Origin of the sequence: Serratia nevei, assembly GCF_024160145.1 — a bacterium.
Classification (GTDB): Bacteria; Pseudomonadota; Gammaproteobacteria; order Enterobacterales; family Enterobacteriaceae; genus Serratia; species Serratia nevei_A.
Genome location: NZ_JAMYWQ010000044.1, coordinates 25,368 through 38,119 on the forward strand (window position 1 = coordinate 25,368; position 12,752 = coordinate 38,119).

13 protein-coding genes and 1 tRNA gene are annotated in these 12,752 nt (G+C 59.0%); 7 read left to right on the forward strand and 7 right to left on the reverse strand.

Translation table 11 applies throughout. The features are described 5' to 3' along the window. Positions 1-2 precede the first annotated feature (2 nt). Genes M6G53_RS21925 through M6G53_RS21935 form a run of 3 tightly spaced genes read right to left on the reverse strand, consistent with a single transcriptional unit; the run spans position 3 to position 1,842 of the window. Positions 3-545, reverse strand: a complete 543-nt coding sequence (locus M6G53_RS21925; RefSeq protein WP_253334475.1) for a 1,2-dihydroxy-3-keto-5-methylthiopentene dioxygenase — start codon at positions 543-545, stop codon at positions 3-5. Beyond that, entirely contained in the window at positions 542-1,231 is a 690-nt protein-coding gene (mtnC, locus tag M6G53_RS21930; RefSeq protein WP_253334477.1) for an acireductone synthase, read from the reverse strand. The genes M6G53_RS21925 and mtnC overlap by 4 nt, the downstream gene beginning before the upstream one ends. After that, positions 1,228-1,842, reverse strand: a complete 615-nt coding sequence (locus tag M6G53_RS21935) for a methylthioribulose 1-phosphate dehydratase (protein WP_253334479.1) — start codon at positions 1,840-1,842, stop codon at positions 1,228-1,230. The genes mtnC and M6G53_RS21935 overlap by 4 nt, the downstream gene beginning before the upstream one ends. Before the next feature lie 164 nt (positions 1,843-2,006). Here M6G53_RS21935 and M6G53_RS21940 point away from each other — a divergent pair, with 164 nt between their 5' ends. Genes M6G53_RS21940 through M6G53_RS21950 form a run of 3 tightly spaced genes read left to right on the forward strand, consistent with a single transcriptional unit; the run spans position 2,007 to position 4,603 of the window. Beyond that, the gene (locus tag M6G53_RS21940) at positions 2,007-3,167 is read left to right on the forward strand and encodes a pyridoxal phosphate-dependent aminotransferase (RefSeq protein ID WP_253334481.1); all 1,161 of its coding nucleotides are present in this window, start codon (positions 2,007-2,009) and stop codon (positions 3,165-3,167) included. Continuing rightward, positions 3,155-3,928: an amidohydrolase gene (locus M6G53_RS21945; protein ID WP_253334483.1), complete on the forward strand. Its 774-nt coding sequence runs from the start codon at positions 3,155-3,157 to the stop codon at positions 3,926-3,928. The genes M6G53_RS21940 and M6G53_RS21945 overlap by 13 nt, the downstream gene beginning before the upstream one ends. A gap of 39 nt (positions 3,929-3,967) precedes the next feature. Beyond that, entirely contained in the window at positions 3,968-4,603 is a 636-nt protein-coding gene (locus M6G53_RS21950; protein ID WP_253334485.1) for a LysE family translocator, read from the forward strand. Positions 4,604-4,665: 62 nt separating this feature from the next. Here M6G53_RS21950 and M6G53_RS21955 read toward each other — a convergent pair whose 3' ends face one another. Continuing rightward, a complete protein-coding gene (locus M6G53_RS21955) occupies positions 4,666-5,544 on the reverse strand; it encodes a siderophore-interacting protein (RefSeq protein ID WP_253334487.1) in 879 nt (292 codons plus the stop codon). 230 nt (positions 5,545-5,774) lie between these two features. Between M6G53_RS21955 and M6G53_RS21960 the strand changes: the two genes are divergently transcribed. After that, positions 5,775-8,015 carry a TonB-dependent siderophore receptor gene (locus M6G53_RS21960; protein ID WP_253334489.1) on the forward strand — a complete coding sequence of 747 codons (2,241 nt, stop codon included), beginning with the start codon at positions 5,775-5,777 and terminating at the stop codon, positions 8,013-8,015. A gap of 105 nt (positions 8,016-8,120) precedes the next feature. Here M6G53_RS21960 and M6G53_RS21965 read toward each other — a convergent pair. Next, positions 8,121-8,197, reverse strand: a tRNA-Asp gene (locus M6G53_RS21965). Between the two features lie 144 nt (positions 8,198-8,341). After that, complete coding sequence (gene dnaQ / locus M6G53_RS21970; protein ID WP_253334490.1) at positions 8,342-9,085, reverse strand: DNA polymerase III subunit epsilon; 744 nt, start codon at positions 9,083-9,085, stop codon at positions 8,342-8,344. A gap of 72 nt (positions 9,086-9,157) precedes the next feature. Between dnaQ and rnhA the strand changes: the two genes are divergently transcribed. Next, a complete protein-coding gene (gene rnhA, locus M6G53_RS21975) occupies positions 9,158-9,625 on the forward strand; it encodes a ribonuclease HI (protein ID WP_033649910.1) in 468 nt (155 codons plus the stop codon). Here rnhA and M6G53_RS21980 read toward each other — a convergent pair. Beyond that, positions 9,622-10,341 carry a class I SAM-dependent methyltransferase gene (locus tag M6G53_RS21980; RefSeq protein ID WP_253334491.1) on the reverse strand — a complete coding sequence of 240 codons (720 nt, stop codon included), beginning with the start codon at positions 10,339-10,341 and terminating at the stop codon, positions 9,622-9,624. The genes rnhA and M6G53_RS21980 overlap by 4 nt on opposite strands. Positions 10,342-10,385: 44 nt before the next feature. Between M6G53_RS21980 and gloB the strand changes: the two genes are divergently transcribed. Beyond that, complete coding sequence (gene gloB / locus M6G53_RS21985) at positions 10,386-11,141, forward strand: hydroxyacylglutathione hydrolase (protein WP_253334492.1); 756 nt, start codon at positions 10,386-10,388, stop codon at positions 11,139-11,141. A gap of 71 nt (positions 11,142-11,212) precedes the next feature. After that, positions 11,213-12,595, forward strand: coding sequence for a murein transglycosylase D (mltD, locus tag M6G53_RS21990; protein ID WP_253334493.1), 1,383 nt, complete (start codon positions 11,213-11,215; stop codon positions 12,593-12,595). The last annotated feature ends 157 nt before the right edge of the window (positions 12,596-12,752 follow it).

The following is a 12,752-nucleotide window of genomic DNA, read 5'->3' on the forward strand; positions in this document are numbered from 1 at the left end:
ACTCAGTCCAGACGCGGATAGTCATCGGCGATCTTGTCGCCGGTGAAATACGCCACCCAGCCTTCCGGGTTGTCGAACACCCGGATCGCGGTGAAGTGGGGTGCCGATCCCATATCGAACCAGTGCCGGGTGTTGGCCGGCACCGAGATCAGATCGTTCTTTTCGCACAGGATCTGGAAGATCTTGCCGTCCAGATGCAGGCAAAACAGCCCTGCGCCTTCGACGAAAAAGCGTACTTCATCTTCGCCGTGCGTGTGTTCGGACAGGAATTTTTCGCGCAGCGCCTGGCGCTGCTCGTGGTCCGGCCGCATGCTGATCACGTCCCAGCTCTGGTAGCCCTTTTCCGCCACCAGCCGGTCTATCTCATGCTGGTAGGCGGCGATCACCGCCGCCGGCTGCGGGTTGTCGCCCAGCTCGCGATCCGCTTGCCAGCGCTCAAAGCGCACGCCGATCTGCGCCAACTGGCGCTGGATCTCCTGCGCATCGCGGCTCTGCCACAGCGGCTGCTGCGGCGCGGTATCGCTGAATATGGTCAATCCACTCATGAGACGAACTCCCCTAAATCGATACGATCAAAACGGTTAACCTGCGGATGCCGGCTCTGCGCGTCCGCCTCATCGCGGATTAGCTGGCAGGTATGCCAGCCGGCGGCCTGCGCCGCATCCAGCTCCTGGCGGATGTCGGACAAAAACAGCAGCTCGTCGGGCGCGATGCCGATAGCCTGCGCGATGTTACGGTACGATGCGGTTTCACGCTTGGCGCCGACGTGCGTATCGAAATAGCCGCTGAACAGCGGTTGCAGATCGCCCGCGTCGCTGTGGCCGAACAGCAGCTTCTGCGCCTCCACCGAACCGGAGGAATAGACGTAGAGCTTGACTCCCTGCCGCTGCCAGGCGGCCAACTGCCCCGCGACCTCCGGATACAGATGCCCGCGGAAGTCCCCTTCGCGGTAACCGCTGCGCCAGATGATGCCCTGCAACGCCTTAAGCGCGGTAGATTTACGGTCTTCATCCATAAAGCGGTACAGCGCGGCGATCAGCGCGTCAAGATCTGCCTGTGGTTGGTCAATTTCAGCGCGCAGCGCCGCCAGCGGCGCGGCGACTTCGCTCTCAGCGACATGGCGGCGCACAAAATCCGCCAGCCGTTCGCGGGCGTAAGGGAACAGAACCTGATGCACAAAGCGAATATCGCTGGTGGTGCCTTCAATATCGGTCACGATAGCGCGGATCATTTCGCCTCCAGTAAGCGGCGTTGCAGTTCACACTGGAACAGGAATTCTAGCCCTTCGAGATGGCGGCGGGCTTCCACCACCTGGCTCCCCCAGCAATACAGGCCGTGGCCGCGTACCAGAAAGCCGTATTGCAGCGGCGTGGCCTCGGCATAGGCCGCCACCCGCGCCGCCAGCCGGGGGATGTCCTGATCGTTGTCGAAAATAGGGATCGCCACGCTGTCCAGGTGGCTGCGCTGGCCCGCCAGCGACTTCTGCATTTCGTACCCCTGCAGCACCAGCGCATCGCCGCGCTCCACCCGCGACAGCACGGTCGCGTTGACGGAATGGGTATGCAGCACCGCGCCGATATGCGCAGACAGGCGGTAGAGCAGCGTATGCAGCCCAGTCTCCGCCGATGGCGTGCGGCCGCTCGGCACATGATTGTCGGCGATATCCACCCGCAGAAAATCGGTGGCGCTGAGGCTACCCTTGTCTTTGCCGGACTCGGTGACCAGGCACTGACGTTCGTCCAGGCGCACCGACATGTTGCCGCCGGTCGCCGGGCACCAGCCTTTGTCGCCAATCCAGTGGCAGGCCGCCAGCAATGCGGTAAGTTGCGGATTCTCCGTCATTATTATCGTTTCCCGTTCGGTAAGGCGGCCGGCAAATGAGGCTTGGCCTGCCGCGTGGCGGGCTAAGCACTTTTTTGCATTTAGCCATCTAAGCGTCTTGATTGCCAAATACTAGCATCGTGTTATATTGACGGCAATATAAGCGCCTGGAGTATTCACCTGCTATGAGCACTTCCGCATTGGTTCCCGAAAGTAAACTGCCCTCGCTGGGCACCACCATCTTTACCCAGATGAGCGCGCTGGCGCAGCAGCACCAGGCGATCAACCTGTCGCAGGGCTTCCCCGATTTCGACGGCCCGGACTACCTGAAAGAACGTCTGGCCAGGCACGTCGCCCAGGGCGCCAACCAGTATGCGCCAATGACCGGCGTGGCGCCGCTGCGCGAAGCCATCGCCGACAAAACCGCCGAGCTGTATGGCTGGCAACCGGACGCCACCGCCGAAGTGACCGTCACCGCCGGCGCTACCGAAGCACTGTTCGCCGCCATCAGCGCGCTGGTGCGCCCCGGCGACGAAGTGGTCTGCTTCGATCCCAGCTACGACAGCTATGCGCCGGCGGTCACGTTGGCCGGTGGCATACTCAAACGTATCGCCCTGCAGCCGCCTGCGTTTGCCGTGGATTGGCCAAGGTTCGCCGCCGCGCTGTCGCCGCGCACCCGCCTGGTGATCGTTAACACGCCGCACAACCCGTCCGCCACCGCCTGGCAGGCGGAAGACATGCAGCAGCTGTGGCATGCCATCGCCGAACGTGAAATCTACGTGCTCAGCGACGAGGTTTACGAACACATCTGCTTCGCCAACGGCGGGCACGCCAGCGTGCTGGCTCACCCGCAGCTGCGCCAGCGCGCGATCGCGGTGTCCTCTTTCGGCAAAACCTTCCACATGACCGGCTGGAAAGTGGGTTATTGCGTGGCGCCCGCCGCGCTGAGCGCCGAGGTGCGCAAAGTGCATCAATACCTGACCTTTTCGGTCAATACCCCGGCCCAGCTGGCGCTGGCGGATAGCCTGCGCGCCGAGCCGGAGCACTGGCGACAGCTGCCGGCGTTCTATCGCGCCAAACGCGACCGCTTTGTGCAGGCGCTGACGCGCAGCCGACTGGAAATTTTACCCTGCGCGGGTACATACTTCTTGCTGGCGGACTACAGCGCCATCTCCAGTCTGGACGATGTGGCATTCTGCCATTGGTTAACCGAGCACGTGGGCGTGGCGGCCATTCCGCTGTCGGTCTTCTGTGCCGATCCTTTCCCCCATAAATTGATCCGGCTGTGCTTCGCTAAACAGGACGCCACGCTGGATGCAGCTGCGGAGCGGTTATGTCGACTTTAAAAATTACCCTGTTGCAGCAACCGCTGGTCTGGCGCGACGGCCCCGCCAACCTGGCGGCTTTCGATGCGTTGCTGGCGCCGATCGTCGGCCGCGATCTCATCGTCTTGCCGGAGATGTTCACCACCGGTTTCGCCATGGATGCCGGCGAGAGCGCCCTGCCTGAACAGCAGGTGATCGACTGGCTGCACGGCTGGGCGCTGAAAAGCCACGCGTTAATCGGCGGCAGCGTGGCGCTGAAAACTGACGAGGGGGCAGTCAACCGCTTCCTGCTGGTCGAGCCGGGCGGCCAGGTGCACGCCTATGACAAACGCCACCTGTTCCGCATGGCCGGCGAACACCTGCACTACCAGGCCGGCAACCGGCGTGAGATCTTCGAATGGCGCGGCTGGCGCATCCTGCCGCAGATCTGCTACGACCTGCGTTTCCCGGTCTGGGCGCGCTATCAGCAGGATTACGATCTGGCGCTGTACGTCGCCAACTGGCCGGCGCCGCGCAGCAACCATTGGCAAACGCTGCTGGCGGCGCGGGCGATTGAAAATCAGGTGTACGTGGCGGGCTGCAACCGGGTGGGCGAAGATCCCAACGGCCTGAGCTACAGCGGAGACAGCCTGATCATCAGCCCTCAGGGCGAGATCCTAGCGGATGCGCAGCCCGGCGCGGCCACGCGGCTGGACGCCGAGCTGTCGCTGGAAACCCTGCAGAGTTACCGCAGCGCCTTCCCGGCCTGGCGCGACGCCGACAGCTTTCTGCGTCTGGACTGAATGCCCGGCCCCCTAGCCGATAACGCAAGGAGAAGTGATATGGATATGACGACGCTCTTGCTCTATATCGTGGCCGTCGCGGCGGTCACCATCACACCGGGCCCAACCATGCTGTTGGCGCTCAATAACGGCGCCACCAAAGGCAAACGCGTCGCCGCCTGTGGGATTGCAGGCGCGGCGCTGTCCGACCTGCTGTTGATCGGCGCCGTCGGCTGCGGCCTGGGGGCAATATTGCAAGCTTCCGAACAGCTTTTCACGCTGGTCAAATGGGCCGGCGCCGTTTATTTGTTCTATCTCGCCTGCCAACTGTGGCGCGCGCCGCTTGGTGCCCCGCAGGCGGCGCAGGACTCCATGTCCGGCGCCCGCAACGGCCACGCTGCGTTTATGCGCTCGCTGCTGGTCGCACTCTTCAATCCCAAGGGGCTGCTGTTCTTTTCCGCCTTTCTGCCACAGTTCATTCGGCCAGAGGGCGACGTGGCACTGCAATACGTCATTCTCGCTCTGGTGACGGCCCTGATCGATATTGCCCTGATGAGTCTCTATGCGCTTGGCGGCCATCATGCCATGCGTATCTTGTCCGGGCGCGCTCTGCGCTGGCTGAACCGTACCTGCGCCGGGCTGCTGGCCGGATTGGCCGTCGCCCTGAGCCTCTATCGCCGTAACGCCTCGTCTTAGGGATGCTGCCCTGCCAGCAGGCTACCCCCAGCCGGCGTCAATGCCGGAAAAGGGCGGCGCGTTCAGCACCAATAGGCCATGAAGTTGACAGTAGCGCGATCCAGATCGCGTTCGCCAATCAGGTAACGCCGCAGCGTTTTCACCGTGGAAGACTCGGCCGCCACCCAGGCATAAAAAGCGCTGTTACCGGCCGCCCGTTCCCACAGCACCTCATCGCTCAGGCTGCTTTCCGCCAGGGACTGTGCTTGGGCGCACGCGGCAGCGGGGATATCCACCCGCTGGCGCACCGCTTCCACCAGCAGCGTGCCGTGCGCCAATTGGCGGCCCACGTCGCGCGGCAGCCAGTAAACCTCGGCAAACGGGAAGCGGGCCAAATCCAGGCAATCTCCCGCCACCGGCACCTCGAAGAACGCCTGCACCCGCGGCGGATTGGCCTGCTGCGCCAGCTGCTCCAGAATGCCCATCGCCGCCGGCACCGCCGTCTCATCGGCGATCAACAGCGCCTGCCGCAACTGCGCCGGCGGCGCCCATTCGTAGCCGCCGCTGTCGCCGTCGAAGTCAGCGTTGGGGGCGACCGTCTGAAGGGCGTCGCCCGGCTCGGCGTGGGTCGCCCAGGCGGAGGCCGGGCCGTTTACGCCATGCAGCACGAATTCGACGTCCATCTGATGCTGCTCGCGGCGCAGCGCACGCAGCGTATAGGTGCGCATCACCGGACGCTGCTCTTTGGGGAGCGCCATGTAATCGCCGTACCAGTCCGGGCCGTTGACCAGCTGCGGGATCGTGCCGTCCGCCGCCGGGAACAACAGTTTGATGCGCTGATCCGGCGCTTCCAGCTTCATCCGATGAATATCCGCACCTTCAAACACGCAGCGCACCAGCGAAGGTGAAATCAGCGTTTTGCTTTTCAAGGTGATATCAAAAATTCTGTAGCTGGCGGACATGTTCTCGATTCTCCGGCAACGGTTGTCGCTTGTACCTATGGCCGATCGGCTACCGTTTGACGGCGTGGAGTGCGCGATCGTGCTGCGGGTAAAATGTTAATAAAACTAATTAATTACGTTAATGTATCGCAAAAAATCATATCATGATTTTATTGATAACAAGAAACGTTATTGATAAAAGACTCATTCTCAAAAAATAACGTAATAACAATATCACCTGGGAAATAACGATGAAACGCAAACACCTTTGGGTATTGAACCCTTGTCTGCTGGCGATGCTTGCGCCAGCCGCCTGGGCAGAAGATCAGAAAGCCGGCGCCGAAGAGCAGATGGTGATCTCCGCCAGCCGCTCGCACCGCAGCGCGGCCGAAATGGCGCAGACCACCTGGATCATTGAAAGCCAGGAGATCGAGCAGCAGGTTCAGGGTGGCAAAGAGATCAAGGACATGTTGGCGCAGCTGATCCCCGGCATGGACGTCAGCGGCCAAGGCCGCACCAACTATGGCATGAATATGCGCGGCCGTTCGATGATGGTGATGATCGACGGCGTACGCCTGAATTCATCGCGCAGCGACAGCCGCCAATTGGATTCGATCGATCCGTTCAATATCGATCATATTGAGGTGATTTCCGGCGCAACCTCGCTGTACGGCGGCGGCAGCACCGGCGGCCTGATCAACATCGTCACCAAAAAGGGGCAACGGGAACAGCAGGTCGAATTACAGATCGGCGGCAAAACCGGCTTTGGCGGCCATAACGATCGCGACGAGAACGTGGCAGCGGCGGTCAGCGGCGGCAACGACAACACCTCGGGGCGTCTGTCCGTTTCTTATCAGCGCTATGGCGGCTGGTACGACGGCAAAGGCAACGAGGTGCTGATCGACAATACCCAAACCGGCCTGCAGTATTCCGATCGCCTTGACGTGATGGGCACCGGCACCCTCAACATCGACGAACACCAACAGCTGCAGCTGACCACCCAGTACTACAAAAGCCAATCCGACGGCGACCACGGCCTGTTCCTGGGGGAAAACTTCGCGGCGGTAACCGGCAACGCCAAGGCATACAACAGCGGCAACTTAAACTCCGACCGCCTCCCCGGCACCGAGCGCCATCTGATCAACCTGCAGTATTCCAACACCGATTTCCTCGGCCAGGATCTGGTGGCGCAGGTCTATTATCGTGACGAAACCTTGACCTTCTACCCGTTCCCGACGCTGGCGGGCAAAGCGCCGCACTATTACGTCGGCAGCATTGGCGCTTCGCAGCAGAAAACCGATTTCTACGGCGGCAAACTGACGTTAAACAGCAAGCCTGTCGATGCGCTGACGCTGACTTACGGCATTGACGCCGAGCATGAAAGCTTCAACGCCAACCAGCAGTTCTTCAACCTGGCGAAGGCGCAACAGTCCGGCGGCATGACGCTGGAGAACGCCTACAATACCGGCCGCTACCCAAGCTATACCACCAGCAACCTGGCGTCGTTCCTGCAGGCCAGCTACGACATCAACCCGATTTTCACCCTGAGCGGCGGCGTGCGTTACCAGTACACCGAAAACAAGATTGACGACTTCGTCGGCTATAGCCAGCAACAGGCGATCGCCACCGGTGCCGCGACTTCTGCCGACGCGATACCGGGAGGGAAAACCGACTACAACAACGCGCTGTTCAACGCCGGCCTGCTGGCGCACCTGACCGATCGCCAGCAAACCTGGTTCAACTTCTCTCAGGGCTTCGAGATCCCGGATCCGGGCAAGTATTACGGCAACGGCACCTACGCGTTGAACGGCGGCCATTACCGGCTGCTGAAGAGCGTCAACGTCGGCGATTCCAAGCTGGAAGGCATCAAGGTCAATGCCTACGAGCTGGGTTGGCGCTATACCGGCGATAATCTGCGCACGCAAATTGCCGCCTACTACTCGCTGTCCGACAAGAGTATTGCCATCAACAAAACCGACATGACCATCAACGTCAATGCGGATAAGCGCCGCATCTATGGGGTAGAAGGCGCGGTGGATTACTTCTTTGCAGACAGCGACTGGAGCGCCGGCACCAACTTCAACGTTATCCGTTCCGAAACTAAGGTCAACGGCGAATGGAAGAAACTGGTGGTGGATACCGCCAGCCCATCGAAAGTCACCGCCTATGTCGGCTGGGCGCCGGGCGACTGGACTCTGCGTTTACAGTCGCAGCAAACCTTCGACGTGTCGGACGACGGCGATTACACCAAGGCCAACTCCACCCAGGGCCGCAAGATCGATGGCTACAACACCCTCGACTTCCTCGGCAGCTATACCCTGCCGGTAGGGAAAATCAGCTTCAGCGTGGAAAACCTGCTGGACAAGGAATACACCACCGTTTGGGGCCAACGCGCGCCGATCCTGTACAGCCCGACCTACGGCTCGCCTGAGCTGTACAGTTATAAAGGCCGCGGACGCACCTTCGGCTTGAACTACTCGGTGTTGTTCTGAGGATAAGGGGCCGGTCTGCCGGCCCCGTTTATTGGGCCGCACCGTTTTTCAGAGAGCAGAAACGACGAAGCCCTGAGTTATCGCTAACTCAGGGCTTCTGAATAGTGGCGGAACGGACGGGGCTCGAACCCGCGACCCCCTGCGTGACAGGCAGGTATTCTAACCAACTGAACTACCGCTCCGCGCCATTCCCTCTTGCGGGGGAACGAGGCGCATATTACGGACGCCTCTCGGTTCCGTCAACGCCTTTTTCTCACCAAATGAACCGTTTGCACAGTTTTTCAACGAAGGTTCATCCGGTGCGTTTTTTTCATGCAAAAACGCCGTTATTCGGCCGGCGCCCCGCGCCACAGGCAGCTGCCACCCTTCTTCGCCACCAGATCCAGGCGCGCCTCGTGCGCCTGCACTTCTTCGTCGCTGGCGTAGACCACTTTCATCGCCGTCGCCGGGCGGACGATGCGCTGAATTTCTTGCGCGGTATCGTTTTGCTGGGTATCACCTTCCATCTGGAACGCTATCGAGGTCTGACCGCCGGTCATCGCCAGATAGACTTCCGCCAGGATCTCGGCATCGAGCAATGCGCCGTGCAGCGTACGCTTGCTGTTGTCTATCTCATAGCGGCTGCACAAGGCATCGAGGTTGTTGCGCTTGCCCGGGAACAGGCGGCGCGCCATCAGCAGGCTGTCGGTGATGGTGCAGAAGGTCTCGGTCTTCGGGATACCCTGCTGCAACATGCGGAATTCGTGATCCATAAAGCCGATATCGAACGCCGCGTTATGGATCACCAGCTCGCCGCCGCGGATAAAGTCGAGGAATTCGTCGGCAACCTGATCGAAAGTCGGTTTGTCGGCCAGGAAATCGTCGCTGATACCGTGTACGCCGTAGGCTTCCGGATCCACCAGCCGATCCGGCTTGATGTAAACGTGGAAATTGCGCCCGGTCAGGCGACGGTTAATCACCTCAACCGCACCGATTTCAATGATGCGGTGCCCTTCGTAGTGCACCCCAAGCTTGTTCATACCGGTGGTTTCGGTATCGAGGACAATCTGTCTGGTGGTTGTAGAGATCATATTGCAGTGCTCACAGCGCTCGTTTATGTCAGACTTGGCTTTTATAAAACTGATAGGAAGAGTCTACCAGAGATGCTCAAACAGGTAGAAATTTTCACCGACGGCTCCTGCCTTGGCAACCCCGGCCCCGGTGGCTACGGCGCGATATTACGCTATAAGCAGACGGAAAAAACCTTCAGCGAGGGTTTTCGTCTGACCACCAATAACCGCATGGAAATGATGGCGGCGATCGTGGCGCTGGAAGCGCTGACCGTACCCTGCGCCGTGACGCTCAGCACCGACAGCCAGTATGTGCGCCAGGGCATCACCAGCTGGATCCACAACTGGAAGAAACGCGGCTGGAAAACCGCCGACAAAAAGCCGGTCAAGAATGTCGATCTGTGGCAGCGATTGGATCTGGCCATTCAGCGCCACGAGGTAAAATGGGAATGGGTCAAGGGCCACGCCGGCCACCCGGAGAACGAACGTTGTGACGTGTTGGCGCGCGAAGCAGCCGGTAAACCGACGCAGGAAGACGTCGGTTACCAACCGGAAGCCTAAGGCAGCTTGCGGTAACTCTTGGTCGCGCCCACCGCGCGGCTGAGAGACGGTTTTCTCGCCCCCAGCTTCATCGGCGTGGGCGTCAGCGGCAAGGTGCGCTTACGCGCCACGATCACGCTCATGCAGCCCAGCGCCGGCAAATGGGTGCAGAGAAATTTGCCCCCTTTGCGGTGCCACGGCAGCACGTGAAAACGCGCCTGGTGAAGCACCTCATAATTCAGCAGGCTGAGCCAATCCAGCAACCGCATCTGGGTAAACATGCGGCTGACATAGGGTTGGCGGCGACGCAATCCAGGCGCCAGCTTACCCAATCCCAGCAGGCTGAACGGATTGAAGCTGCTGATAACCAACCAGCCGTCGTCGATCAACACCCTGTCTACCTCACGCAGCATGCGGTGCGGATCGTCCGCGTAGGACAGCGTGTGCGCCAACAGGCAGGCATCCACCGATTTGGCGGCAAACGGCAGTTGATAAGCATCGGCGATCACCTGCAACCCCTCTCCCGCCAATCCTACGTTGACCTGATGGGAAATCGCGCATTTGTCCGTGGCCAGCTCGGCGCTGAGTGAACCCATCTTCAGCAGATGGAAACCGAACAGCTTCGGCCACCAGGGTTGCAACTGCCGCTCGAGCGCTTCACGATAGTACTCCCCCCACGGCAGCTCCGCCCAGGACTGCGGGCCGGTAAGCTTTTGTAGAGTATGGGCTGGTTTCATGATTTATTATCTTCTTTCAAGCCGTTGCCAACGAGAGGTACACCATGAATCTTATCAGCATTCCCGCCTTCCAGGACAATTACATTTGGTTATTGGATGACCGGCAGGGGCGCTGCATTATCGTCGATCCGGGTGAGGCACGGCCGGTACTCGAGGCGCTGCAGCGCCTGCAACTGACGCCGAGTGCGATCTTGTTGACCCACCACCATCACGATCACGTCGGCGGCGTGGCGCAGATAGTGGCGCAGTTTCCAGGCCTTGCGGTTTATGGGCCGCAGGAAACGGCGGACAAAGGCGCCAATCATATCGTCCGCGACGGCGACACCGTTGAAATCGATGGCCGAGAGTACACGACTATCGCCGTTCCCGGCCATACGTTGGGCCATGTGGCATTCTATAGCGCCCCTTATTTGTTCTGCGGCGACACAATTTTCTCCGCCGGCTGCGGCAGGCTGTTTGAAGGCACCGCGAAACAAATGTACGACTCATTTCAACAACTCGCGCAACTTCCCGATAACACCTTAATTTGCTGCGCGCATGAATATACTCTTTCAAATCTTAAGTTTGCGCGGGCCATTTTGCCGGAAGATCGAGAGATTGAAACATATCAACAACATGTTGAAGCGTTAAGGGCAAAAGACCAAGCCAGCGTGCCGACTACATTGCAATTAGAGCGCAAAATTAACCTGTTTTTACGCTGCCATGACACTGATTTACAAAATAAATTAGGCTTTAATTCACCACCCAAAAGCCTTCATTCAGTTTTTTCCGAATTACGCCTGCGGAAAGATAACTTCTAAGCTTTTAGTTGTGTTATTTGGCGAAGCAAAGTATTATTGCTCGTCTTTTAAGCAACTACATTGACACACACATGAAGGCTAAAGCGATATTTCTCGCCTCAGTCTTGCTAGTGGGTTGCCAGTCGTCCAGGCAGGACGCACCGGCGCCAGAACAGCATGCACAGAGTTTGTCTTCGGCTGGTCAAGATGGTGAAGCAGGAGAGTACACAGCAAATGGCCGAGCGAGCTCGGCGCGGTGGTTGGATAACAACAGTCCCGCCGCGCAACAGGACCTGTGGAACTTCATTAGCGACGAGCTGAAGATGGAGGTTCCGGAAAATTCCCGGATCCGTGATCAGAAAAGAAAGTACTTAAAAAGTAAGAGCTATCTCCACGATGTAACATTACGGGCAGAGCCGTACATGTACTGGATAGTCGGGCAGATTAAGAAACGTAATATGCCGATGGAACTGGTACTGCTACCCATAGTGGAGAGCGCTTTTGACCCACACGCCACGTCAAGTGCCAACGCCGCAGGGCTATGGCAAATCGTGCCGCAAACGGGTCGTAATTATGGTTTGAAAAACAATCAGTGGTATGACGGTCGACGCGATGTCGTCGCCTCGACAACCGCTGCGCTTAACATGATGCAGCGCTTGAACCGCATGTTTGACGGCGACTGGTTACTGACCGTAGCCGCCTATAACAGTGGTGAAGGCCGCGTGATGCAAGCGGTGAAGGCAAACAAACGTCAGGGTAAGCCAACCAATTTCTGGGCATTGTCGCTTCCGCGTGAAACGTCGATCTATGTCCCGAAAATGCTGGCGCTGAGCGACATCATCAAGAACAGCAAGAAGTACGGCGTGAAACTCCCGAAAACGGATGAAACCCGTGCACTGGCGCGTATCGATGTCGGACAGCAGATCCAGCTGACTCAGGCGGCTGAGATGGCAGGGCTTTCGGTCACCAAGATGAAAGCTTATAACCCAGGCTACAAAAAAGGCGTTACGGCACCCAACGGGCCCCATTACATCATGGTTCCCAAAGGGCACGCCGATCAGCTGAAAGACTCGCTGGCCGATGGCCAGATCGCCGTGACTCAGCCAACGACGCAGTTGGCAAAGAACAGCGGTTTGTCCGGTGGCAGTTTGTATAAAGTACGCTCCGGCGACACCTTATCGGGCATTGCCAAGCGGCTGAACGTTAAGACCAGCGATTTGCAGAGTTGGAACAACTTGCGCGCCAAGAGCGCCCTAAAAGTTGGGCAAACCCTGCAAGTGGCCAGCAATACGGGCAGTAACAGCAGTATCACCTATCAGGTTCGCAAAGGTGATTCGCTCGCCAGTATTGCACGTCGTCACGGCGTCGATATTAACGACGTGATGCGTTGGAATTCAACGCTCGGTAAAGGCAGTCTGCAACCTGGTCTGAAGTTGACCCTGTTTGTCGGCAACAAGCTAACGCCGGATACCTAAGTTTCCGGCACAAAAAAAGCACCCCTCGGGGTAATGCTGGTCACTTAAGGGTGACCAGCAACTTTTTTATCTGGATATTTCCTGCTTCTGGCCCGGAGTTCTCTAGGATAACTTCGCTCTCTGCGCCCTGGTAGTACCAGCCATTTCGCCTGTTCAT

What these genes read in the sequence shown, in the direction of transcription:
- M6G53_RS21925 (WP_253334475.1), bottom strand. Translation starts at nt 545, where the DNA reads ATGAGTGGATTGACCATATTCAGCGATACCGCGCCGCAGCAGCCGCTG.
- mtnC (WP_253334477.1), bottom strand. Translation starts at nt 1,231, where the DNA reads ATGATCCGCGCTATCGTGACCGATATTGAAGGCACCACCAGCGATATT.
- M6G53_RS21935 (WP_253334479.1), bottom strand. Translation starts at nt 1,842, where the DNA reads ATGACGGAGAATCCGCAACTTACCGCATTGCTGGCGGCCTGCCACTGG.
- M6G53_RS21940 (WP_253334481.1), top strand. Translation starts at nt 2,007, where the DNA reads ATGAGCACTTCCGCATTGGTTCCCGAAAGTAAACTGCCCTCGCTGGGC.
- M6G53_RS21945 (WP_253334483.1), top strand. Translation starts at nt 3,155, where the DNA reads ATGTCGACTTTAAAAATTACCCTGTTGCAGCAACCGCTGGTCTGGCGC.
- M6G53_RS21950 (WP_253334485.1), top strand. Translation starts at nt 3,968, where the DNA reads ATGGATATGACGACGCTCTTGCTCTATATCGTGGCCGTCGCGGCGGTC.
- M6G53_RS21955 (WP_253334487.1), bottom strand. Translation starts at nt 5,544, where the DNA reads ATGTCCGCCAGCTACAGAATTTTTGATATCACCTTGAAAAGCAAAACG.
- M6G53_RS21960 (WP_253334489.1), top strand. Translation starts at nt 5,775, where the DNA reads ATGAAACGCAAACACCTTTGGGTATTGAACCCTTGTCTGCTGGCGATG.
- dnaQ (WP_253334490.1), bottom strand. Translation starts at nt 9,085, where the DNA reads ATGATCTCTACAACCACCAGACAGATTGTCCTCGATACCGAAACCACC.
- rnhA (WP_033649910.1), top strand. Translation starts at nt 9,158, where the DNA reads ATGCTCAAACAGGTAGAAATTTTCACCGACGGCTCCTGCCTTGGCAAC.
- M6G53_RS21980 (WP_253334491.1), bottom strand. Translation starts at nt 10,341, where the DNA reads ATGAAACCAGCCCATACTCTACAAAAGCTTACCGGCCCGCAGTCCTGG.
- gloB (WP_253334492.1), top strand. Translation starts at nt 10,386, where the DNA reads ATGAATCTTATCAGCATTCCCGCCTTCCAGGACAATTACATTTGGTTA.
- mltD (WP_253334493.1), top strand. Translation starts at nt 11,213, where the DNA reads ATGAAGGCTAAAGCGATATTTCTCGCCTCAGTCTTGCTAGTGGGTTGC.